Here is a 22954-nt window from a genome sequence, read left to right as displayed (position 1 = left end):
TCAGGTACAAATAGACACTTGATCTTTAGAAATGCGTCAGTACCAATCCCGTTTTCATCGACGCTGCTACACGCCAACCTACGATACAGCGTGCATAAACATCGATAACGAACGCAACGTAAACGAAGCCAGACCAGGTAGCGACATACGTAAAATCGGCCACCCAAAGCTAATTAGGACGCATGGCCGTCAAGTCACGTTTCACTAAATCAGGTGCTCGTTTCTGGCCGGGATAACTGATCGTCGTGAAGGGGCGTAGGCCTCGCACCACGCCGCGAATCCCTAGGCGTCGCATGAGCCGTTCTACGGTGCAACGAGCAACATTAACGCCCTCACGGCGAAGTTGCCGCCAGACCTTACGAGCACCGTAGACGCAGAAGTTTTCCTGCCACACCCTCTGAACCTCCGCCGTAAGAATCGCACATCCTGCGGATATCGATCTGCCCGCCCCTCAGGATCGGTCTCAAGTGCCTTGTGGTGGTAATACGTCGATGGGGCGATTGGCAGCTGGCTACAAATCGACTCAACCTCGAGCTGAACACGATGCTCGTCGATAAATGACACCATCAATTGGGTTTCCGGTCGAGTTCCGCCTGGGCGAAAAAAGCAGCCGCCTTACGGAGAATTTCATTGGCGCGCTTCAATTCGACGTTTTCACGCTCTAGCTGCTTGAGTCGTTCATTTTCAGGCAGGTTAACCGAGCTATCTTCCTGTGTGAGTTCTGAGCGTTTGCACCAGGCTCTTAAGGTCTCTGGTGTACAACCAAACTTGCTGGCAATGGAGCAGATCGCCGCCCACCGCGTAACAGTGCTTAAAGAAAATCCGCAACGGCGCCATATTGTCATCATCATGCGATCATGGGTGGCTGGTCTTTTACCTTGCTGACTTAAGAAGTGGCCTTTGGATACTTGGTATATATTGAGGACAAGGAACCTGAGCTTCCAGTTCCGGCAGGTTTTGAGGTATATATTGACTGGATCCGGCAACAGGACTTCACAAGTGCAAATGCGGCCATCGGCAAGGATTATCGGCACAAACTCGCCCCGAACCTGTGCCTGGAGGACATTCTGGAAGTGGTGAGGACATCTGACTGGTCACTGGCCCAAGACATTCGCATCGCCCTTCACGCCTATGTGATCAGCGCCGACAAAGAGATCAGCTACCGTCATTGGCCGCTCCCCAAAGGGGCTGCTTCCAAAGATAAAGATCGACAGGCCATCGTCACCCACCATGCCAAGCAACTTTGGCTGCAAATGAGCGACCTGAATAACCGCAACGTCTCTATTACCCACGACGGCTATTTCAAGTTGTTCCAACTCAGTCAGCCGGATTTGTCGTCGCGTTACGATATTGTTCTGCTCGATGAAGCTCAGGACTCCAACCCCTGCGCGGAAGCGATTGTGATAGACCAGCCCAGGTGCCGCGTTCTTTTGGCCGGTGATCCGTACCAGGCCATCTATCAGTGGCGGGGAGCCTAGAACGCCATGGCGTCACATCGCGTTAAAGATGTCACCGTGATGCGCTTGGCTACGTCCTTTCGCTTTGGCGCAAAGATCAGTGACACGGCCAATGCCTTGCTGGCGCTGCAAGGCGAAACCGTCCCGCTCAAGGGACTCGCCGACCGGCAGGATTGCGTCGTGCCTGCCCAGCAGTTCAGGCTCAAACACTCGCCAGTACCGCAGGTGACGTTTTGGCAAGGGGGGCGGCCTACACTTCTCACGCCGCCAGCTCTCGGTTCACCTGGTCGGCGGCAGTGATGCTTACCCGATTAACGACATGGAAGATCTGTTCTGGCTCTCGCGTGGCAAGCGCAAAAAAATACGCAGTAAGCAATTGCTGAAGGACTTTGAAGATTTCGATATGGCGGTCTCAATGAGCAAGTGCAACACTTAACCTATCAGGTATGGTATTGCCATGACTCATTGTTATCGCCATCTTTCTGCTGAAGACCGAGCTGCCATCATGCTGATGCAGGGGCACCACTCGATTCGTGCCATCGCGCGTCAGCTGGATCGTGCACACAACACCATTTCACGAGAACTGACACGCCACACGGTCAGGTCTGACATAGCGTATGACGCTAGTCTCGCTGGATACCGAGCCTGACTGACCCACTGTCGGCCTCGACGTTCTCCGAAGCTGCACCTCGATGGTGAGCTGTTCGAACTGGTGGCCTACCTGCTGCGCAAGTACTGGTCACTAGAGCAAATAGCCCACACTGAAGCGTAAATTTCCTGATAACACTTACCTCCATGTCTTCACACGAAGTCATCTACGATGCGCTCCAACTTATAGCCAAGAAGAGCTAGATGCCATTGCTTTAGAGCTAAATATGCGGCCTCGAAAACGCTTTGATTTTAAATGTCCGATAGAAGTCATGAGCGAGCTAATGGCCAAGTATCATGAGAGCCCATCAACTATCCAATGAGGGTGTTGCACTCAGAATCTGCATCCGCCCTTATCATTTAAGTTCTCCACAAATCCATTCGGAGCAAGCCTACCCGGCTAAACAAAGGCCCAAAGATTACTGAAATTTCCGCTATCCATTATCGCCGGGTGTCTAATGGTCAATAACCGCTCAGGCTTGATCCGGTGATTCAAACCAACTCTGTCTGTATACTCTTCCTTTAACGGACACAAGTTTCCTATTAATACCCCATCAGACGTGGCAGTGTCAGCGACAGCGCAGGAAAGTAAGTTGTCAGCATGACGACAGGCATATACGCAAATAGCAAGAACACACAGGTGGGAGAAAGCATCTGTACCAACGGCACCTTACCCACTAAGGAACCAAGATAAAGTAGCGGCGCGGTAGGCGGTGTAATCAGCCCCATACCTAAGTTGGTAGTGATGATCGCAGCGAAGTGGACAGGATCAATCTCAAGATTATGCATGATGGGCATCAACATAGGCGTGGCCAACAGGATAGCGCTAGCATCGTCCATTAGCATGCCAACAACAATAAGAAACAGATTAACCATCAGCAGCAGGATGAGCGGATTATCGCTAACATGCGTAAAGCCTTCAAGCATCAGCTGCGGCACATTCTGCATCGTCAGCATGCGCGATAGCATAGAGGCAAAAAAAACCAGCACCAGAAGTACCCCGGTCATCTGCCCAGCCTTCCAAAGGGTTGTGTATAGATCCTTCCAGTCCATATCGCGATAGATCAGCACACTCAAAGGCATGGCATAAATAACCGCCACAGCGGCCGCCTCGGTTGGCGTAGTTACCCCCCCATAGATACAACCGAGAATAATCAGCGGCATGAACAGGCCAAGACTAGCTCGGCGGCCACGCCGGGCAACCTCTTGCCCCCACTCGCGCGCTGGTAACGCTGGCATCTGCTGCAATGGCATACGGCGAGTAAGCACCCAGTTCCAGAAACAGAACAGCGCGATGAGCAAGAAAGCCGGTATGATCGGCGCAAGAAACGCAGCCGTAATAGAAGTGCCAGACACCCAGCCATAAAGAATAATCGACGCACTAGGCGGCAATAGCAGCGCCAGCACGGATGAGCAAGATACCAAACTAGTCGCATAGCCACGGTCATAACCGTTCTCTACCATGCGAGGAATCATCGTAGTGCCAATCGCTGCGACTGCAGAAGAAGCCATACCCGATATTGCACCAAACACAGCCGTTGCGAGCACAACCACAATACCTAAGCCACCGCTAAACCGACCCACGATGGATTCAGCTAAATCAATAAGCCGATTGGCGATGCCGCCTTGGCTCATGATCGCCCCAGCGATTATATAGAGCGGAATAGCCAATAACACCACAGAAGACACTTGACTAAAGCCAGCACTCACCAAGAACGTCGCGTTCCCAAAATCGCCAACAGTAAACAGAAACAGCACTGCAGCCGCAAAGCACAGCGGAACCGGCAAACCAATCACTAGTAACACGCATAGAATCACTGCGTCGATAAGAATGTATTCAAGCATGGGTGCCTCGGCTCCTCGTCCAGAGGACGATGGTCTCAATCAGCTCAAAGAAAAAATATAACGTCATCAAAGCCAGGCCGACGGGGATCGCCATTTGCGCATATCCCACAGGAACATTAATTTCGGTAGACATCATATTGAATTGCAGCGACCACTTAGCCAGGCCATAAGCCCAGACTGTCATCCAACCCGATATCACCACTGACAATGCACCAACCAAAAGCTTAATCACACGCTGGGCAAGCTCACCCCGCCAGACCAATGACACTAACGAAGCAGACATATGGCCACGCTGCTCGGCGCCGATAGCGGCGCCGAGGAAATACAGCCACACGGCTATGTAACAAGCGATTTCTTCAATACCGAAGATCGCCATCGAAAATACATAGCGCGAAACCACCTGAATAAAGATCAGCAGTGTGATAGCCAATCCCGACATCACCACCAGAAAGCGCTGTAGGGCAACCTTCGCACACCATAAGCGGCACAGAAAACGAGAGACTTTTAACATATTGTTACCTCGCTAAGGCTTCGTCAGCTCAGTCTAGCGCTAGGCCTGTGCGTAGCTCGCTCATCATGTCGTCACCCAGCTCATCGCCAATGTCTGGCCACACCTGCTCGCGGGTAAAGGTTGCTAACTGTTGTAATTGCTCAGTGGATAAACGAACAACATTCACGCCCTCTGCCTCAAGCGCTTCAAGCTGTCGCTCATCGGCGGCTTCCACCTCATCAAAGCGTTGGGAAGAAACCTCTTGGGCAACATCTACCAACAATTGCTGGTCAGATTCCGGTAGCGACGCTAGGCGCTGCTGGTTCATGACAAACCAACCCAGCTCTAAGTGGTCGTTGTACTGAACCCAAGTCTTCGTGATGTCCTTGAAATTGCTGTAAGCCATTTCAGGAGAGCCACCAATCTGACCATCCACAACGCCCGTTTGCATACCGGTGTACAGCTCAGCCCACGGAATAGTAGCCACTTGGTAGCCCAAGTTCTCCATCAAAGTGCGGTGCGTGGTGCCGCCCGGCCATACACGAATTCGCAAATCCTTATCTTCGCCTGGCGTAGCCGGGTTATTCACTTCTTTCGTAAAGCCCGCGCCGCCCATGCCATCGGCAAACACACCCAGCAAGCGTAACCCCTGCTCCTCAATTAACCCATCCACGATATTGAAGGCAAAACCATCACGCTCGTAGGCCGATTCAGCTTCCGCATAAGTGGGTGCAATGTAAGGAAACCAAGCAATCGCTAAGCGCCGATCAAAATTAGTAGAAAGAGGTTGTAGGCCAATATCGACCGCACCCTGCATAAGCAGAGCGTGCGTTTCCGTCCAGTCACCAAGTTGGCTAGAAGGATACACAGAGATATCAATACGCCCATCGCTACGCGCCTCGACTTGATCAGCGAATGCCTGAGCTGCCTGCCCAGCGTCCGAGTCCGCACGATACATATGGGTTAAACGCAGCGAAACATCCCCAGCATATGCGTAGACTGAACTCATACTCACGGCCGCAAGCGTCGTAATAGCGAAGAATTTACGTAGAGGCTGCATAACCTTCTCCTGATCCATCGTTGTCTAGTTAGTATTATGTTTAATTGTATGGCGACACAATCAATACAATCATGGAAAATTGTGAATATCAATCCTCAATATCTTGGTTTTTTCATTCAAAACGCATATTATTTGTCAATACAAGCAGCACAATACATCTAAAGGCACTTCAATGTTAGATACTCTGCTTACAGAAGTAGAGAAGGAGCTTGGCTCCCTCAATCACCCTGAACCGCTCTATATCCAGCTAGCCCAAGCGCTTTCGAACGCCATACGCTCGGGCCAGATTGGGCTAGGTGAAAAACTTCCACCGCACCGTGAGCTGGCGAAGCGTTTAAAGGTCAATGTTTCCACCGTCACTCGAGCCATGGCGATTCTACAGGACGATAAACTGATCGAGACCCGGCCCGGACGCGGCACTCGTGTTTCCGCCTATCGCTCAGAGGAAGCCCAATTCCAATCAGCACCACTTAACGAAACAGGCATCATCGATCTCAGCGTTAACCGCCCGGCTACCGATGCCTATAACCATGTACTCGCAGCACTATTGCCCGAATTACCGCTAGACCCCCGCTTTTCTTCCATGAAGGACTATCACCCTTCCGAAGGGCCAACCTGGGCGCGTGAAGCTGCCGCCGCCTGGCTGTGCCAGCAAGGGCTAACAGCGAACGCCTCACAGGTCATCATGTGCGATGGGGCACAGCACGGCCTAGCGCTAGCGCTTCGCGCCATCGTCGAACCGGGTGAAACAGTGCTGGCTGATGACATTACTTACCAAGGGATTGCCGCCCTGTGCCGCACGCTGGATGTAAACCTTGAGGGCGTGCGTACTGACGAACGGGGCATGGTGCCGCAAGCGCTTCAAGACGCCTGCAACAAACACGCGCCTCGTGCTGTTTTCATCGTTAGCTCCATACAAAACCCAACGGCCGTTACCTTGGACCAAGAACGGCGTAACGAGCTGTTAACAGTGATAGAAGCAGCGGGCGTACTGCTGATAGAAGATGATGTCTACCGGCCACTGCTGGATACGCCTATTCCCCCCCTAGCCAGCAGCCTGCCTGAGCAAACGCTTTATATAACCTCGCTATCCAAATGCGTGGCTCCCGGCCTACGGATAGGCTTTATACTCGCCCCCGCCGACCTCGTTACCGATTTAAGCTCCAGCCTACGCGTAGATTGCTGGAGTACAGCGCCACTTTCTGCCTTGGTGGCAACACGACTAATGGAAAGCGGCAAAGTGCGCGATTTAATCGTCGTTCAGCGTGAGGAATTACGCGCACGGCAAGCAATACTCCGCCAAATAATGGGCGACCTAGACGTACACAGTGGCCCCACAGCGCCCCACGCCTGGCTGAAACTGCCTGACAGTTGGCAAAACCACCACTTCAGCAATGCGTGCCTCAACAAAGGGGTAGCGGTGCTCCCTGGCTCAGCATTTGTCCTCGCCCCCCAGAACACCTCTAACGCCATACGCATCAACCTCTCTGCGGCCTCCACCCGTGAACAGCTTACCCACGGGCTGACGGTCATCGCTGAGTTGTCTCGAAACGGTCCACCCCCTCAACCAAGGCTTTCTTATGACTCCAACACGCAATGAGATTATCGTCATCGGCGGTGGCGCCGTAGGTATTGCCTGCGCCCTATGGCTGCGCCGCGATGGTCACCAAGTCGTCCTGCTAGAACCTGAGGACATTGCCGGTCAATGCTCCTATGGCAACGCCAGCACACTTTCAGAGTACGGTTGCACCCCTGTTGCCAATGCCTCTGTTTGGTCGCAGTTGCCTAACCTGCTGTTCTCTAATAATTCTCCCTTCGTGGTTCAGTGGACGCGCCTTCCAGAGCTAATGCCCTGGTTGTTGCGCTTTATGGCCCAATGTAACAAACGCTGCGCAACGATAAATGCGCAGCGCCTTGCACGCTTATTAGGGCAAACTTTCAGTGGTTATGGCCCCCTGCTTGAAGCAGCACCCCAAGCACGTGAGCTGATTCGCAATGAAGGCTGCCTATACGCCTATACCACTGAAAAAGGGCTAAAAAGCGCGCAAGCGGGCATTGCTTTACGCAGCTCGCTCGGTGTCGAGCAAGAGATACTCAACGCTGCCGGCGTTGCAGCCCTAGAACCCGCCATGGCGGGGAAAAGCGTTGGGGGCGTCCTCTTCCCAAACTCGTGCCACCTCCGCGATACACAAGGCTTTATACAGGCACTCGCCCAGCCCCTACTTTCGGAAGGCAGCATTCTAAAAGGCCGCGCACGCGGATTACGCACCGCCAACGACGGTGTGCATATTGAGTGTGAGGATGGGAAAACGCTCTTGGCTGATCGCGTTGTATTAGCTGCAGGTGCCTGGTCAGCAAAACTTGCCGCCACGCTTGGCGAACGTATTCCACTAGATACGGAACGAGGCTACCACGTTGAGTTTGAGTTAGGCCGCGAAGTGCTCACGCGCCCCACCTGCCCTGTAGAAAGCGCCTTTTATATGACCCCCCTGGCCAACGGCCGCCTTCGCGCCGCAGGCACCGTAGAACTTGCCTCGCTACGCGCCCCCACCAACCCAGCACGCATCCGCTTTATCGAAGAACGGGTACGTAAGCTGATGAATATTGACGCCCCGGTTAGCCACCAATGGATGGGGATGCGCCCCACCCTACCCGACTGTGTGCCGGTGATTGGCCCCAGCCGCTACGACTCCCGGGTTATTCACGCCTTCGGGCACCAACACCTCGGCATCACCTTAGCCGGCACCACCGGTGAGCTTGTAGCGGCGTGCGTACGCGGCCAAGCTCCTGACTGGCTTAACGATTATAGCGCCGCCCGTTTCTAAAACCAAGAGCCACCAGGATCACCCATGTGCATTCAACGCCACAACACCTCCCCCCGCATGAGCCAAATTGTCGTGCATGGCAACATGCTCTATCTTATAGGCCAAGTAGGGGTAGGGAAATGTGGCGAGCGCCCCCTAACAAACCCGCCAAGCTCTAGCCGAAGTAGAGCGCCTACTAAAAGAAGCAGGCTCTTCGCCTAAACATATTCTGCAGGCCATCGTCTGGCTAGCCGACATGAAAGATTTTGAAGCAATGAATGCCGTATGGGATGCACGGGTACCCGCAGGCCACGCCCCAGCGCGCGCCCGTGGTGAATCTCGCCTGGCCGCCCCAGGCTATCTAGTCAAACTCATGATCACCGCAGCCATCATTTATCCACGTTAAGTACCTAAACGTAGCGACACGCAGTAATGTGCATGTGTTGCGTATCACCGCCGTTACCGCTCTACACAGTGTGTCATTATCTACAATCTTACCGATGAGCTGGAGCGCAAGATCATCGCCCTGTTTGCGCTCGGCAACAGCTATCAGGACATCCGGGCTCATATTGCCGAACTGTATGATATCGAACTTTCCAACGGCACCATTAATGCCGTCACCGATGTAGTGGCATAGTGAATTTGGCCACCTAATTAGAGGTGCTACTATGCACCAAGACATCACTAGGTGGCAGCATGGCAACAAGACCAAAACGTAACTTTAGCCCTGAATTCCGGCTCGAAGCAGCACAGCTAGTCGTTGATCAACACTATACGGTTCGAGAGGCGGCTGAAGCCATGAATGTGGGGTATTCGAGCATGGATAAATGGGTTCGTCAGTTACGCCAAGAGCGTGATGGCCAAAGCCCTAAAGCTACGCCCATGACACCCGATCAGCTCAGGATTCGCGAGCTTGAAAAGCGCATCCGTTACATTGAGATGGAAAAAGATATCTTAAAAAAGGCTACCACCGCTCTCTTGATGTCGGACTCCCTGAACACTTCTCGCTGATCGAGAAACTCAAGACGAGCTACCCGGTAAAAAAACTGTGTGACGTGTTTGGCGTGCATCGCAGCAGCTTTAAATACTGGAGGCAACGTTCAAAAAGACCTGTGTGTGCCACGAAAGCCAAGGAAATAGCCAAGGTCAGAGAACTATTTCGCGAGAGCGAAGGCTCGGCAGGTGCGCGCAGCATTGCAGAGATGGCGACAAGGCAGAATATTCCGTTAAGCCGCTATCGCGCTGGCCGCCTGATGGAAAAACTTGGTTTAGTGAGCTGCCAAGTTCCTGGGCACACCTACAAGAAAACAGGTGATGAGCATGTTGAGATACCGAACCACTTAGAGCGACAGTTTAACGTCGAGGCACCCAACCAGGTTTGGTGTGGCGACGTCACGTATATCTGGACTGGCAATCGCTGGGCTTATCTAGCCGTTGTCATGGACTTATTTGCTAGGAAAACGATTGGCTGATCAATGTCGTTATCACCCGATAGCAAACTCACCAGCAGTGCATTAAAAATGGCTTATGAGAGTCGTGGGCGGCCAAAAGGTGTTATGTTCCACAGCGATCAGGGCAGTCATTATACGAGCCGCAAGTTCCGTCAGACGCTCTGGAAATGTCAGATAAAACAAAGCCTAAGCCGACGTGGGAACTGCTGGGATAATGCGCCAATGGAGAGGTTCTTCAGGAGCTTAAAAGTTGAATGGGTGCCAACGTACGGCTATCGCTCATTCTTGCAGGGGCAGCATCATATCGTGAACTATTTAATCGGGTATTACAGCCAGCTTAGGCCTCACCAACATAACGGTGGTATGAGTCCAAATCAGGCAGAGGAAAAATACTGGGTTAACTATAAACCGGTGGCCAGTTTTACTTGACCACTACAGTTGAACCGAGTGTAGCGAAGCACAGTCGATTCTTCTTTGTATGATCTGTACACATTTTGCAGCATGAAACATCTCGCGGGGGATAAACCCTTTCTGATTGAAGCCTCCAAAGCGAATAAGAAGGATCGGGTCTATGTACGCTCTGTACAGATTACCCAGGACAGTAAGACAAGGCACCCACGTTCTATGTACGGAGTGAACGGGTTTCTATGTACGAATCGGACAGGTTTCTATGTATTATTTGGACGGATTTTATCGCTAAATTTCTGTAATTGATAGACTTTTTTGAGTCTTTCTTCTTTCCTTTAGTCCTTCTTCCCTTTCCATATATCCTTTAAAGATCGCAAGCCAAACCCTGAAAAGGTAATGTCCTCTACGCGGTTGTAACTCTAGCCACTGACAGTAACGAGCGCATCAAGTGATTCCCAGAGCAGACCATCGACATCGCCTCTGCTATCCTCGTATGCTGCCTCAAAATCCAAAATCCAAAAGCGTGTCAAAGCCAAAGGTGCTCACTATCAAGATTAAAGTCACCTGCCAGTATACGAGGCACACCAGGACAGGCTACCTCACCCAAACCACTGCCAATAGGCAGCCGGTCGCGCACACTGTCTCCATACAGAATATGCACGTAGGCGATTGCAAATATATCGCTCTCGCTGGTATCTCAATCGGTAAACAGCGCTGAGTACGGCTCCTATGAAAAGACACCAGCACCGTCGAAAAACACAGCGTCTCCACCGGATGCTTAAACTTACGATTCTCACCCCAAAAAACACATACGCTTCTTTTTAGCTGCTGCGGCCGATCAGGTGACTCATCACGTATCCTCAAGGTTCACCCGATGCCTGCTCCAACGAAAGATGCAGATTTTCAGCCCCTTCTTCGCAGTTCTAGTCTGGTGCCTGGTGCCACTGAACATAAGTTTTAAGCGTCTCAGTAGTCGCTCCACCTGCCATACACGTTACGACCGGGACATCAACGATCAAGCATCAAGGTATCTTGAAGTTGAAGGCTGAAGGACTTGCCCATCGAAGCTCGCGTAAATCCGCCACGTTGTCGGTAGCAGCCGTTGAAGAGGGAAGCCCCACCCATTAGGGCGGGGAGCAGTTACCTCATCACTTCTTGCACAGCGAGCAAATCGAAACTGTTGCCTATCTCACCCAAAGTCGCGAAGTCCTTACCGTAAATCCACCCTATGTGCTTAATGTTACAGGTTACGATCGCAACATCTGCCTGGGCAGAAAATGATGACATCATCAAAGAACCAAAAGCAGTTAACCTCAAAACCTCATCTGCCATCCAATTACCCATCAGTGACCAGCGCCCACCAGTAAGGCTCAAAGTTGTTCTCTAAGGTAAAAATGTAATAAATCGACATTATATTGTCGATAATAAAAGATATATATATTATAGTGTCGATATGAAAACACGGCATGTTACCCTCAGCCCTAAAGCCTCCCTCTCCCTGCGTCTGTTCGCCGGACTGATCGAAGAGGGTAGACTCAATAAAGGGTGGACCCGCGACGAGCTCGCTGATCGGGTTGGTGTTGGCGTGGTCACTATCCGTCAGGTCGCCAAAGGCTCATCCCGAGTGGCTATTGGAACTTATTTCGAAGCTGCGGCGTTGGTCGGCGTTTCGCTATTCACCAATGATCTGGACACACTAAACCGCGAACAAACGATCCAGCGAGACCGGCTAACATTGCTCCCCAAGCGGGTTCACCGCCAGCCACAAGAGCCTATTGATGATGATTTCTAGTCGACGCGCCTACGTTTGGATCTGGCTTCCCAGACAGACATTTCCAGTGGTCGCCGGTCTTGTCGAACGCGATGATCAAGACCACTATCGCTTTACCTATGGTCGTAGTTACCTTACACGCCCTGATGCGATCAGCCTATTCCCCGAAGAGCTCCCCCTTCGTCCCGGAAACCAGGAGAAAGTAGACGGTGCGTTACCTTCCTGCCTACGTGACGCCTCACCAGACGCTTGGGGGCGACGCGTCATTATCAACCGTCTTACGGGGCAAAAAGGCGATAAGGCTAATGGTGTCGACTTCAATGAGTTAGTCTATCTGCTCGAATCTGGCTCGGATAGAATCGGTGCGTTAGATTTACAGCAATCGCCCACTGACTACCGACCACAAGAGAACCAAGTTGCCACCTTGGATGAATTGCAAGAAGCCTCAGCGTATGTAGAGGCTGGAGAACCGCTGCCCCCAGCCTTAGACCTGGCCATTCAGCATGGCAGCAGTATCGGCGGTGCCCGCCCTAAGGCTCTGTTGAACGATCAGGATCGCAAATTGGTGGCAAAGTTCTCTTCTAGTACCGACCTTTACAGCGTAGTGAAGGCGGAATTTGTCGCCATGCGGCTCGCCCAGCAGGCGGGGCTGGATGTTGCGCCCATCAAGATGGCCCGCTCATTAGGCAAGGATGTACTGCTGATTGAACGCTTCGACAGAATGAAGACAGCTGATGGTTGGGGGAGACACATTGTGCTCTCTGCTCTCACGCTGCTCGGTCTGGACGAGATGATGGCCCGCTATGCCAGCTATGAAGATCTCGCCCATCGAATCCGATCTAAATTCAACCAGCCGGGGAAAACACTGGTCGAGTTGTTCAGCCGCATCGTCTTCAACGTACTTTGCGGAAATACCGACGACCATGCACGTAATCATGCTGCCTTCTGGGATGGTATGCACTATCGACTAACTCCGGCCTACGATATCTGTCCGCAGTCACGTACCGGTGGCGAAGCCACCCAGGCGATGCTGTTGTATGACCAGGAACGTCGCAGTCAGCTAATCCACTGTTTGGCAGCCGCAGAGCGGCTCGGTCTTAGCCGGACTCAGGCCCGTGAAATCATCAATCACCAGATTGCGATCATCCATGATTATTGGGATGCTGTTTGCGATGAGGCTGACCTAAGCCAGGTCGATCGTGACTTTCTATGGGGTAGGCAGTTTCTAAATCCGTTTGCGCTGGAGGGCTATTCTGAGAGATGAGACAGCATTCTCCTGGTTAGATACAGTCATGATGAAATCATCAAAGCACCAAAAGCGGGTAACCTCAAAACCTTATTTAGAATTATCATCAAAAGCTCATTTGCTATCCAATTGCACATCAGTGACCAGCGCCCACCCGTAAAGCTCAAAGCTGTTTTCCACGCTGTCACAAACGGTGATTGCCTAGCAGGGAGAATGGCTGGTGATGGAGGCGTTGGAAACAATACCGCACCGCCATAGTGATAAGTCAGCACTGGGTGAGGGACTGCGTAAGCTGCATGAGATGACAGGGGACGAGCACGGCTGGTTCCGAGATAACGCCTGTGGGAAAACACCCTAGCCAAGGATGGCCGCGCTTTTCAGCGAGAGCGGCGTTTGTTACCGCTCATCAACGCCTGTTGTTCTAAAGGGCTGTTAAACAACGGTTTACGTCACCGCCTTGAAGCGTTAGCCCATGGGGTAGAACGCTGGCTGCCGGATGTTTCGCCGACTTTGGTGCATGGTGATTTGTGGTCGGGCAATGTGCTGTTCACGCCCCAAGGCCCCGCGATCATTGCCCCTGTGGTTTACTGCCACTTCCCTGAGGTGGATCTGGCGATGTTGACCCTATTCGGCTCGCCCAGTACTGCTTTCTTTGAGGCGTACTAGAATGGCAATGCACCTGATGAGTGGCCAAGCCGAGAGGCGCTTTTTCAGCTTTACCCGCTACGGAATCATTTGCTTTTGTTTGGAGGCAGCTACCGACCTGCCATAGAGCGTGTGTTAGCAAGACTGAAAGCTTATTGAGCGGAGTGCTGGCAACTGGTTCGTCGCTATTCACGCCCTTTATTCATTGGTACTGAAAAGTCAGTGGCGGTGATTTTTCAGCTTACGAAACACTGCATACGCACCTGCGCAGATAGTCCCAATCATGATGAACAGGATTGGAGAGATACCCAAAAAGAACTGCATGTTATTGCTCATAGTGAATTGCCTCTGACGTGGAGTAGGAATGCGGTTTAGTTTTGGGTAATCAGCGTAGCACTTGACTCCCCTCCCTTCAGTGCTGTCGCGCTTCAGAATCAGAGCCCTCAGGCTGTTACTTTAGCACTAATGGTTTAAGCAGCAACATCAACGCCGCAATCAATATCCGTAAGCTAATAGCAGAAAGCCGCATAAGCAGTCACCTGCCTATGCGGTGGCACAAGCGGCAAGCCAAAGTGACTTAAACGCGGTGTGAGCTGAGAAGATATCTTTCTACTCGAGAGGTCAGCATGGCAACCGATCCACACCTCAGGCTTCCGATAGGTATCCAAACCTTCTCGACAATCCGCGAGGGAGGTTACTACTATGTCGACAAGACACCGGTGATCGAGCGCTTGGTCTCCCAGAACAAGTTCTACTTCCTGTCTCGCCCGCGGCGCTTCGGCAAGAGCCTGCTGCTCGACACCCTGCGCTGCTTGTTCGAAGGCCGTCAATCGTTGTTCGAGAGATTATACCTCCATGATCGCTGGGGCTGACAGAGGGGGGTACGCTCATGCCACCAAACTTGCTACGCCATAGATAGTAACTGGCTTCTGAGAAACCGTGCCGACGGCAGAGCTCCTTGATGGGCAGCCCCGCTTCGGCTTCGCCAAGGAACCCAATGATCTGTTCTTCGCTGAAACGCTTCTTCATGTCCAATCTCCTTACGCATAGGATCGGACTCTAAAGTGTAGCGCTACTCAATCTGGGGGTGACGTCGTCTATACCAAGCTTTAAAGCGGAAAAAAGCAAACGAATGATTATTCCTTTAAGCGCCCCTAATTAAAGCATTACTACGGAATTTAAAATTATAAATCACATGTTTTTTAGAGAATATATACATCTAAAACAAATCTCCTTTTAATTATATGACCTAAAAAAGCGTCTCCTTTTAAAAACTCTATGGAAAGTAACGATAAAACATTTAGCACTTACTAGGACTAGGCTTAACCCCTTATATCAACAAGGCCAAAAAACTCTCAATGCATAAAATTATAAAAATATAAAACGTATCTTTTTCAAGTTAGCATTAGCCCCGATCAGCATCACTTTCTATACAGAGTCCTATCAAGGATAAAAACTGATGAAGATCGCCTAAAATAACTTCTTAGGATAAATGACATGTTGGTAATTTTTATTTATTCTACTATCTACGAAGACAACCCATTTGATAATATTTTAAGAACGTCTAACCATTACTTTAAATTTTACATCTTTTCTACTCAGCGCTTCTCTAATGATAGTCCGGCAACTTCATCTACTGTTCTTAAAGATGCACCCCGACCAAGATATAAAATATAACTATAAAAACAAGAAAATTACTAACATAGAACTAAATAGGCTAAAAAAAGATTCAATCCTTCTTTACCGTTAGTTATAAAAACAAGATTTATCATTCTAGTAAAATTACAAAAAATCGTACGCATGATAAAATAATATTTTGGATGGAATTACAAATTATTAGCATTCGATTTATATTAAAAAAACACAGAAATACTTAAAAAAATATTAATCTGAACAAATCTTACTACACGAATTTAAAACTGTCATAAATCAACATTTTATTACGAATAATAAGTCGCTTGTCGTAGCCCCGTAGTGAGAACTGGTTTTAAACCGCTCTACCTTTTATACTGGTCTACAAACCTAAACTTACTACCTGTAAATCAATTGGTTTTAAAATATAAACTTGTTTGGTGTAAACCAAAATTGGTCTACAAAAGTGAATTTGTCATTCGTAAACCAATAGAAAAATAACTATTGATCTACGACTACTAACTTTCCGCTTTTTGAGAAAACCTACAGACATCAACTTCATTTTTGTAAACCAATATCTAGAAGTCTCAAAAAAATTGCTATCTTCCTTATTGACCTATGATCATCAACTTCTATATTGTAGACCAAATTTTGGTTTACAAAATTGTAGACCAATATATAATTATTGGTTTACTAGGGTACGTAGGTTATCTATGGATATTATAAAATCTGCTGAGAAAACACATTCGGAATTGTACAGCATGCGCGATTCACTAGCGGCTGAGCTAGATCGCATACGCAATCATGCTCAAATAATTTGTGATTTGCATTGGGAGAATGTCCGAGAAGAAGCAGGTCGACGTGCGCCACGCTTTATAACTCGCATACGTGTCACAACAGGATCGCTTCAATGCCAGTGGCTGCGAGCCGGTGGCAAGCCACCTTCTGAGCCAGGGGGTAGAATTATGGCGACACTGGTGCCAAAGGGTACTAGCCGCTTCAATCCACGATACAAACAATCCGCATTTAATTCGGCCGAACCGTGGGAACGTGAAATAATAGATGAAACAGAAATCAACTATGCAATGTTGCGGGAGCGCTACATGGCCATATCTAAAATTAAAAATGATTTAGATAAAACTATAGGTTTAACTAAAAAGAGTTTTGAGCGTATAGGTTTTCTATGGGATCAATAGCGAGAAATAATTCCATTGCGTATGGAATTGCCGTGCATTCGCGATTTCATCAATTCTGTGCAATGCACCAAACCATGCCACTTTTTTCCGGACCCAGCTCGCTGCCACTGCTGTTTGTTGTGCTTTCTTGAGGTGTCCGGGATATTCAACCAGAACAGTATTAAACAAATCGACGATGTTTTGCTGTTCCATATTATTTAAAAACTTCCGTAGGAATATCAATTCATTATGAGTAATCTCTAAATGAAGAATCTAGACACACAGGAATACAGTACTGGTTATTAGAGTGCTACGGTAATCCCCCCGAAAACTAATCGCGTTGATAAGTGGAATTTTGTAACCTGAAAAAACAGGAGATTTCACATGCGCAAATCACGTTTTACTGACAGCCAGATCATGGCGATTTTGAAGCAGGCTGAGTCTGGTTTGCCTGTCCCTGAACTGTGTCGCGAGCACGGCATGAGCAGCGCCTCATTTTATAAATGGCGCTCCAAGTACGGTGGTATGGACACGTCCATGATGAAGCGCCTCAAGGAGTTGGAAGACGAGAACCAGCGCCTCAAGAAGATGTATGCCGAAGAGCGGTTGAAGGCAGAGTTGCGCCAGGAAGCCCTCGAGGGAAAGTGGTAAAGCCATCTCAACGCCGCGAGATGGCAAAGAATGTCGTTGAGGCCGGTTGCTGCAGTATTCGGCTGGCCTGTCAGGTTTTCGGGATCAGTGAAACCTGTTACCGCTATCAGGCGAAGCTGAGCCATGAGAACGCTGTTATCGCTGACTGGCTGGTGCACCTGACCCACAATCAGCGTAACTGGGGCTTTGGACTGTGTTACTTGTATCTGCGCAACGTGAAAGGCTTTCGCTGGAACCATAAGCGCATCTACCGAATTTACCGGGCATTGGAGCTGAACTTACGCATCAAGCCAAAAAAACGATTGGTGCGTGACAAGCCAGCGCCATTGGTCGTATCCGCTGCTCTAAACGACTGTTGGTCGATGGACTTCATGCATGATCAGTTGGCCGATGGCCGAACGTATCGGTTGTTCAACGTGATCGATGATTACAACCGGGAAGGCCTGATCATCGATGCTGACTTCTCTCTGCCAGCAGAGCGCGTGATACGCTCCTTAAACCAGTTGATCGAATGGCGTGGTCGGCCCAAGGCCATTCGATGCGACAACGGCCCGGAATACATCAGTGGCAAACTAACCCGTTGGGCGAAGCAAAACGGCATTGAGCTGCTGTACATTCAACCTGGCAAGCCACAGCAGAATGCCTACATCGAACGCTACAACCGAACAGTCCGTTATGATTGGCTGAGCCATTATCTGTTCGACTCAATCGCTGAAGTACAGGATTTTGCCACACGCTGGCTCTGGACGTACAACCACGAGCGACCGAACATGGCATTGGGTGGGATAACACCGAAACAGAAGGTGGCCATGGCTGCCTAACCAACTCTACTTATCGCCCCGGTTATAAATGGGGGGATTACCCTACAATATCAATAACCGGTGTATTTTACAAACGTTCTTTTTTCATTAGTTGGATTTAACGGCATCAGTGATAATCAGCATATTGAAATCAAATTTCTATGCACTGCAATTAGGCAAAGAATCTCTTTTAGTAGCGTAGCGTGGCTTTTATTAATTTCTTTTTTTCCGCAGTAATGCACTTTTTTACTTATATTTTATTTGCTAACCACTTATTGTCGATTTTAAATTTCAAAAATAAACCGTAACGGTATTAATTATTGCAGTAAGTGTAGGGGCAGTTTCTATCATCGGTTTAGAGGCGTTTACATATTCTTCGATCATCCAGAAAAATCAGGCACTCGACAATGTGAACCAAACCCTCCTGGCGCGGGCAGAACAGCAAGGAATTCCCAACGCCAACGCTGATCTGAACAAGCTCGGTAGAACGTGCGCTATAAGCTGGCGATGCAGGTGCGTGAGGCCGAAGAGTGCAGAACGCGGGGTCCCTCCCTAAATTCTCGCCCGTGTATCCCTCGGTGGCTGGCAGCATTTCGAACGGCAAGGGCTGTATTAGCAAGATAGGAGAACAACGATGCAATGTTCATGCGGCGCAAGCGCTGATCTAAGCACACAAGTTAACCAGAAATGCGATGCAGAGCTTCGCTACTGCGCCTGCGAAAAGTGCGGGACCATCAGCGAAGCGGTACTGGTGTTACACGGGCACGATGTGTGCTGGGACGTGACAGGGGATGCCGTGGCAAGGCGTTGGTTCAGTACGCTCACGCCAGAGAGTGCCGAAGAGCTATTTCAGTCGGTGACAGCGCTACAAAACGTCCTGCTGGGTGATAGCGACGACGACTCAGGCGATCTGCACACCCAATTCAGCTTTACTTTTTGAAAGTAAAAGCCGCATGCTGGCCAACCACATTGTCGATGCCAGCTGAAGCAGGCGAATCGAAAATCTGGCATACAAGGCAAGGGCGGAGGGTAAGCAGCTGGTCAACATTGATCAGGAGTTTTCCATCTCGAAAACCTACGTGAGCTGTGGGCATAAGGTTGAGAAAATGCCTATCGACACTAGTCGCAGGGATTGCCCTTGCTATGGTAACCGAGGTGTTGATCGAAACCTCGATGCCGCCCGCAATATCTTATAAGCAAGCACCGCGATGTTAGCTTGTGCCAAGAGTTTAAATATCATACCGAGGAGCACTCGAAAATATCCGCCTGTGGAGTTTGAATAAAATCGGCAATGCCAAGGCATTGAAGGCAACTGACAACGAAGCAGGAACCAGGAAGGTAACAACCAGGGAATCCCCCACTATCATCTCTAATTTCGTGGTCGGGGCATGCCAAATCCGCCACTGTACCACTTAAGCCGTACTAATTAAATTTTGGTAATCGCATTGCTGAGTTAACATATTGGTATGACTTGGGCTCATTACCTCAGTACTAGAGAAATGAAGAAAACGTTCACCCTCGCATCTTCATTAACAGCCCTCACCTTCTTAGCGGGCTGTGCTGGCATACCCAGCGTACCTATGGGGGATCCTAATTACAGCGAAAGCAACAGCCGAGCCTACAACCTCGCTATGGTGGGTGGTCTACATGAAGCACGGGATACAAAGCAAGGTGAAGACGAATACAGCTCGATGATGAGCGACCTATCGAGTGATGCTGGCACGGCGCGATCGCTCTCAAGCTCTGCTGGTTTTGGTTTATCAGGTGGAGCGTCACTGGGGCTTGGCCTAGCGTCGGCGCTGCTATCTGGCCCTGGCATGATGCAACTTGATAGGGCGTTTGCATTTGTCCCAACTAGTGAAGCCAATAGCCCTGAACATGCAACTGAAGTTATTCGCAATCGCTTCTATGAGGCTGTACAAAGCTTGACCGACAATAGCAACTTCCTCATGTACTATAAAGAAAGTGACAAAAATATCCATTACTCTCGCCAGCACAATCTTTTCGCCATTGCCTTAGAGGGTGTTTACATAAAGTACTATAATGATCGTTGTTACTAACTCTGAATCTGGAGCAGCTATCATGGTACGCCGCAAGAAGGTTCAGCCTGAGCACTATCCGATCCTATGTGAGATTGTCACCGACAAACCGATGGCAACGCTCGTTGAAATTCGCGATTCGTTTACTGCCAAGACCGGTATCTCATTGTATATCGAAACCTTAAGGATGGCGCTTAAGGAGGCGGGCATCACCCGGCATAAGGGAGTTCCCGAGAAATCTGGTGATCAACGTGATCAGCCACCCGAGGTAGAATCACCTCCTCGTTACGGCTATCAGGATCGTCACCGACAGCAGGCACCAGAACAGCGCTACCCAAGCTGCCTGACCGATGCAGAATGGGCATTGATTGCGGATATCTTCGATACCGATGGTCATCGTGGCAAGCCGCCTAGTTACCCCCGACGCTTACTGGTCGATGCTTGCTGTTATGTGGTTCGTAGTGGTTGTTCGTGGCGGATGTTGCCTCAAGACTTTCCACCTTGGCAAAACGTGTACCGCACCTTTCGGCGCTGGAGCGAGCAGGGCAAATTTGAGCAAATGAACGACCGATTGCGCGCTCAATGGCGAGAGCGTGAAGGGCGTGACAAGATGCCAAGCGCTGCTGTACTTGACGCCCAATCAACACGTCATTCTCCCCAAGGCGGGGCCAGCGGCTATGATGCTGGCAAGAAGGTCAAAGGCCGGAAACGACACGTTCTTGTTGATACGCTAGGCCTTGTGTTGGCGGTGAGTGTGACGGCAGCAAGTGTGCAAGACCGCGATGGGGCGCACCCTGTTATGGCCAATGGAATCGAAAAGTATTCTGGGATATCAACAGTTTTTGTTGATAGTGGTTATGCAGGACGCTGTGCGCAGACGATCAACCAGCAGCATGGTGTTGAGGTAGAGGTCGTGCGTCATCCTGGCAATACTAATGTTGGCTGGTGGAAGACGCCCAACCAGCAAGACCTTTTCACAAAGCAACCGGATGCCAAGGGATTTACTATCCTGCCGAAAAGATGGGTCGTAGAACGTACCCATGCATGGATCGAAAAGGCACGCCGACTGGTAATGCACCATGATCGAAGTATTCAGGTATCCGAAGCTTGGGTGTGGCTGGCGGCAAGCCGACAATTACTCAACCGATTAACTCACCCGTCCTGATATTTAGTAAACACCCTCTTAGTGAATAAAGAGTTAGCCCGATTCCAGCAGAACAGCCCCCTGGCAAAGATCTTTGTGTGTAGTGGTCAACTAATACCGGACATTAATTAAATTTTTGAATTCAGGATTTAAGGTTTTTCTCAGCCACCACGGGAGGCAGGCCATCGTTAAACGAGTGAGGGCGCTGCTGGTTGTAGTAACCCATCAGATAGCTACTAACGTCTTTCTTGGCCTCAGGTAGATTTCGATATCCCCACGCCGGTATCCACTCTGATTTCAGGCTCCGGAACAGCCTTTCCGTCGGCGAGTGTCCCAGCAGTTGCCACGTCGGCTCATGCTTTGTTTCATTCTATAGCGCCAAAGTCGTTGGCGGAACTTGCGGCTTGCATATTGACTGCCCTGGACGCCCTTCTAAGTGTCAAGTGGCGATTTGCGTCTGATTGATATCCCGATGACGGCTACGCAGCACATAATAGAGCTCATAGCGTTTCAGGCATCGGATGGCTTCCAGCTTGGAGTGGCCCTCTCCCACCCGCCATGCCTGCGTATCGGCATCCAGACGTAGCCGCCTGATGGCGATGATATACAGCGCACTATTGGCAGCGCGATCGCCACCCCGGTTGAGCCGGTGCCGCTGCGTCTTACCTGACGAGGCAGGAATAGGACTAATGCCACAAAGCGCCGCAAAGCTGGCTTCTGAGCCAAGGCGGTCCGGATTATCGCCTGCCATGATCAGTAGCTGTGGGGCCGTCTCGTAGCCTACTGCTGTTCGAGACACCAACTTTGGTGCCAGCTCATCGACGATAGCTTTGATCATGACCTACAAATCGGCAAGCTCGTCGTGCAGTTCCAGGTAGCGGCGTGCGAGGGATTTTAGGGCGATGCGGTAAGCCATCGTGACATCCCGGTACCCGTTCAAATCGGGACGCCATGCCGCCAGCGTCCGAAGCAACTGTATTCGCGCCATGTTCCTCGACAGATCGCGCAGCTCCCCTGGTGCCGAGACCACTTGAGTCTGGATCATCTGGAGGGCCACACGGCGAGCCGCGACCGCAGTTTTTCGGCAAACCTTCTGGACACGTAAGGACTCGATCATTCCGACACGTGTCTTCGGGGTGACAGTGCGAATACCCACATAGGCCGCATGAGCGGCATTCTCTGCATCGATTGCGTCATCCTTGCCGCGCTTGCGCCGTACGGTCTTATCGAGTGTCGTGACTTCCAAGATAGTGATGCCTGTGCGCTGTCAGTAGCGCAGCAGGCCGGCTCCATAGGTACCGGTGCATTCGATTCCCACCCGGCTGAGATCGCCGAAGGAGCACATCCAGGTCAGCATAGTCTTGTAGCCATGCCGGGTGGTAGGAAAGCTGGTGGTGCCAAGCACACGGTCATGGACATCCACGACGGCGGCTACATGCAGCTCTTTGTGGGTATCAACACCGCCGATAATGAAGGAGCGATCACTGGGTTGCTGACTCATAGTGGATCTCCAAGCTATTGATTCAGGATGGCTTCACCGAGTTCGATAGCCTGGACACGACAGTAATAAGGCAGGCGGTCAGGCCCTTCTTGAGTCACATGCTTCGACGAGGCGAAACCTCGCCGCCAGTGCTCCTGGATCACCGACAGGTCCAAGGAAAGACACACTAGCCGGGTCGATCAGAATG

Annotated in this window: 16 protein-coding genes, 10 pseudogenes and 1 other annotated feature; of the genes and pseudogenes, 18 read left to right on the top strand and 8 right to left on the bottom strand. The window is 50.5% G+C overall.

Annotated features, from left to right (window positions below):
* Window positions 1-37: 37 nt before the first annotated feature.
* Window positions 38-803, bottom strand: a pseudogene (locus NDQ72_20660) (IS3 family transposase).
* Window positions 493-609: a sequence feature (AL1L pseudoknot), on the bottom strand. It overlaps the preceding pseudogene by 117 nt.
* 270 nt (window positions 804-1073) lie before the next feature.
* On the opposite strand from NDQ72_20660, the gene NDQ72_20655 reads away from it, so the two are divergent.
* From NDQ72_20655 to NDQ72_20640, 4 genes and pseudogenes are all read left to right on the top strand, one after another.
* On the top strand, window positions 1074-1478 hold the full coding sequence (locus NDQ72_20655; protein WKD30507.1) for a UvrD-helicase domain-containing protein: 405 nt from the start codon (window positions 1074-1076) through the stop codon (window positions 1476-1478).
* Window positions 1479-1484: 6 nt separating this feature from the next.
* The gene (locus tag NDQ72_20650) at window positions 1485-1757 is read left to right on the top strand and encodes a hypothetical protein (protein WKD30504.1); all 273 of its coding nucleotides are present in this window, start codon (window positions 1485-1487) and stop codon (window positions 1755-1757) included.
* A gap of 157 nt (window positions 1758-1914) precedes the next feature.
* Entirely contained in the window at window positions 1915-2106 is a 192-nt protein-coding gene (locus tag NDQ72_20645; protein ID WKD30503.1) for a helix-turn-helix domain-containing protein, read from the top strand.
* Window positions 2107-2290: 184 nt separating this feature from the next.
* Window positions 2291-2428: pseudogene (locus NDQ72_20640) on the top strand (IS30 family transposase).
* Between the two features lie 220 nt (window positions 2429-2648).
* Here the strand turns inward: NDQ72_20640 and NDQ72_20635 are convergent.
* The 3 genes from NDQ72_20635 to dctP are packed head-to-tail and all read right to left on the bottom strand — an operon-like array spanning window position 2649 to window position 5500.
* On the bottom strand, window positions 2649-3950 hold the full coding sequence (locus tag NDQ72_20635; GenBank protein ID WKD30502.1) for a TRAP transporter large permease: 1302 nt from the start codon (window positions 3948-3950) through the stop codon (window positions 2649-2651).
* A complete protein-coding gene (locus tag NDQ72_20630) occupies window positions 3943-4461 on the bottom strand; it encodes a TRAP transporter small permease subunit (GenBank protein ID WKD30501.1) in 519 nt (172 codons plus the stop codon). The genes NDQ72_20635 and NDQ72_20630 overlap by 8 nt, the downstream gene beginning before the upstream one ends.
* A 28-nt stretch (window positions 4462-4489) precedes the next feature.
* Window positions 4490-5500, bottom strand: a complete 1011-nt coding sequence (gene dctP / locus NDQ72_20625; protein WKD30500.1) for a TRAP transporter substrate-binding protein DctP — start codon at window positions 5498-5500, stop codon at window positions 4490-4492.
* Window positions 5501-5672: 172 nt separating this feature from the next.
* Here dctP and NDQ72_20620 point away from each other — a divergent pair, with 172 nt between their 5' ends.
* From NDQ72_20620 to NDQ72_20580, 9 genes and pseudogenes are all read left to right on the top strand, one after another.
* The gene (locus NDQ72_20620) at window positions 5673-7100 is read left to right on the top strand and encodes a PLP-dependent aminotransferase family protein (protein ID WKD30499.1); all 1428 of its coding nucleotides are present in this window, start codon (window positions 5673-5675) and stop codon (window positions 7098-7100) included.
* Window positions 7081-8325 (top strand): FAD-dependent oxidoreductase, encoded by a 1245-nt coding sequence (locus NDQ72_20615; protein ID WKD30498.1) that lies wholly within the window; start codon window positions 7081-7083, stop codon window positions 8323-8325. Before NDQ72_20620 ends, NDQ72_20615 begins: the two co-directional genes overlap by 20 nt.
* Window positions 8326-8349: 24 nt before the next feature.
* Window positions 8350-8710 (top strand): annotated as a pseudogene (locus NDQ72_20610) (RidA family protein).
* A gap of 87 nt (window positions 8711-8797) precedes the next feature.
* Window positions 8798-8929, top strand: a pseudogene (locus tag NDQ72_20605) (IS256 family transposase).
* Between the two features lie 71 nt (window positions 8930-9000).
* A pseudogene (locus tag NDQ72_20600) lies at window positions 9001-10184 on the top strand (IS3 family transposase).
* Between the two features lie 1432 nt (window positions 10185-11616).
* Complete coding sequence (locus NDQ72_20595; protein WKD30497.1) at window positions 11617-11955, top strand: helix-turn-helix domain-containing protein; 339 nt, start codon at window positions 11617-11619, stop codon at window positions 11953-11955.
* Complete coding sequence (locus NDQ72_20590; protein WKD30496.1) at window positions 11942-13198, top strand: type II toxin-antitoxin system HipA family toxin; 1257 nt, start codon at window positions 11942-11944, stop codon at window positions 13196-13198. The genes NDQ72_20595 and NDQ72_20590 overlap by 14 nt, the downstream gene beginning before the upstream one ends.
* A 196-nt stretch (window positions 13199-13394) precedes the next feature.
* Window positions 13395-13984 (top strand): annotated as a pseudogene (locus NDQ72_20585) (fructosamine kinase family protein).
* A gap of 467 nt (window positions 13985-14451) precedes the next feature.
* A pseudogene (locus NDQ72_20580) lies at window positions 14452-14691 on the top strand (AAA family ATPase).
* A gap of 13 nt (window positions 14692-14704) precedes the next feature.
* Here the strand turns inward: NDQ72_20580 and NDQ72_20575 are convergent.
* Window positions 14705-14854: pseudogene (locus tag NDQ72_20575) on the bottom strand (transposase).
* A 1364-nt stretch (window positions 14855-16218) separates the two neighbouring features.
* Between NDQ72_20575 and NDQ72_20570 the strand changes: the two are divergent.
* Window positions 16219-16653 carry a hypothetical protein gene (locus tag NDQ72_20570; GenBank protein ID WKD30495.1) on the top strand — a complete coding sequence of 145 codons (435 nt, stop codon included), beginning with the start codon at window positions 16219-16221 and terminating at the stop codon, window positions 16651-16653.
* Here the strand turns inward: NDQ72_20570 and NDQ72_20565 are convergent.
* A complete protein-coding gene (locus NDQ72_20565) occupies window positions 16639-16845 on the bottom strand; it encodes a hypothetical protein (GenBank protein WKD30494.1) in 207 nt (68 codons plus the stop codon). The two genes, NDQ72_20570 and NDQ72_20565, sit on opposite strands and share 15 nt — an antisense overlap.
* A 171-nt stretch (window positions 16846-17016) precedes the next feature.
* On the opposite strand from NDQ72_20565, the gene NDQ72_20560 reads away from it, so the two are divergent.
* The 4 genes from NDQ72_20560 (at window position 17017) to NDQ72_20545 (ending at window position 21287) form a co-directional block, all read left to right on the top strand.
* Window positions 17017-18104, top strand: a protein-coding gene (locus NDQ72_20560; GenBank protein ID WKD30493.1) for an IS3 family transposase whose coding sequence is annotated in 2 segments (ribosomal slippage) — window positions 17017-17272 and window positions 17272-18104 — 1089 coding nt in all. Because the reading frame shifts where the segments join, the coding sequence is not laid out codon by codon here.
* Between the two features lie 613 nt (window positions 18105-18717).
* Complete coding sequence (locus NDQ72_20555) at window positions 18718-19023, top strand: hypothetical protein (protein ID WKD30492.1); 306 nt, start codon at window positions 18718-18720, stop codon at window positions 19021-19023.
* Window positions 19024-19582: 559 nt separating this feature from the next.
* Window positions 19583-20143 carry a hypothetical protein gene (locus tag NDQ72_20550; GenBank protein ID WKD30491.1) on the top strand — a complete coding sequence of 187 codons (561 nt, stop codon included), beginning with the start codon at window positions 19583-19585 and terminating at the stop codon, window positions 20141-20143.
* 22 nt (window positions 20144-20165) lie between these two features.
* Window positions 20166-21287 carry an IS5 family transposase gene (locus tag NDQ72_20545; protein WKD30490.1) on the top strand — a complete coding sequence of 374 codons (1122 nt, stop codon included), beginning with the start codon at window positions 20166-20168 and terminating at the stop codon, window positions 21285-21287.
* Window positions 21288-21408: 121 nt separating this feature from the next.
* Here the strand turns inward: NDQ72_20545 and NDQ72_20540 are convergent.
* Together NDQ72_20540 and NDQ72_20535 are read right to left on the bottom strand one after the other, a co-directional pair.
* Window positions 21409-21689: pseudogene (locus NDQ72_20540) on the bottom strand (integrase core domain-containing protein).
* Between the two features lie 16 nt (window positions 21690-21705).
* Window positions 21706-22767, bottom strand: a pseudogene (locus NDQ72_20535) (IS110 family transposase).
* Between the last annotated feature and the right edge of the window lie 187 nt (window positions 22768-22954).

Source organism: Halomonas sp. KG2 (assembly GCA_030440445.1).
Classification (GTDB): Bacteria; Pseudomonadota; Gammaproteobacteria; order Pseudomonadales; family Halomonadaceae; genus Vreelandella.
Note: the sequence above shows the minus strand (reverse complement) of the source record. Positions and strands in the feature narration are given on the sequence as shown.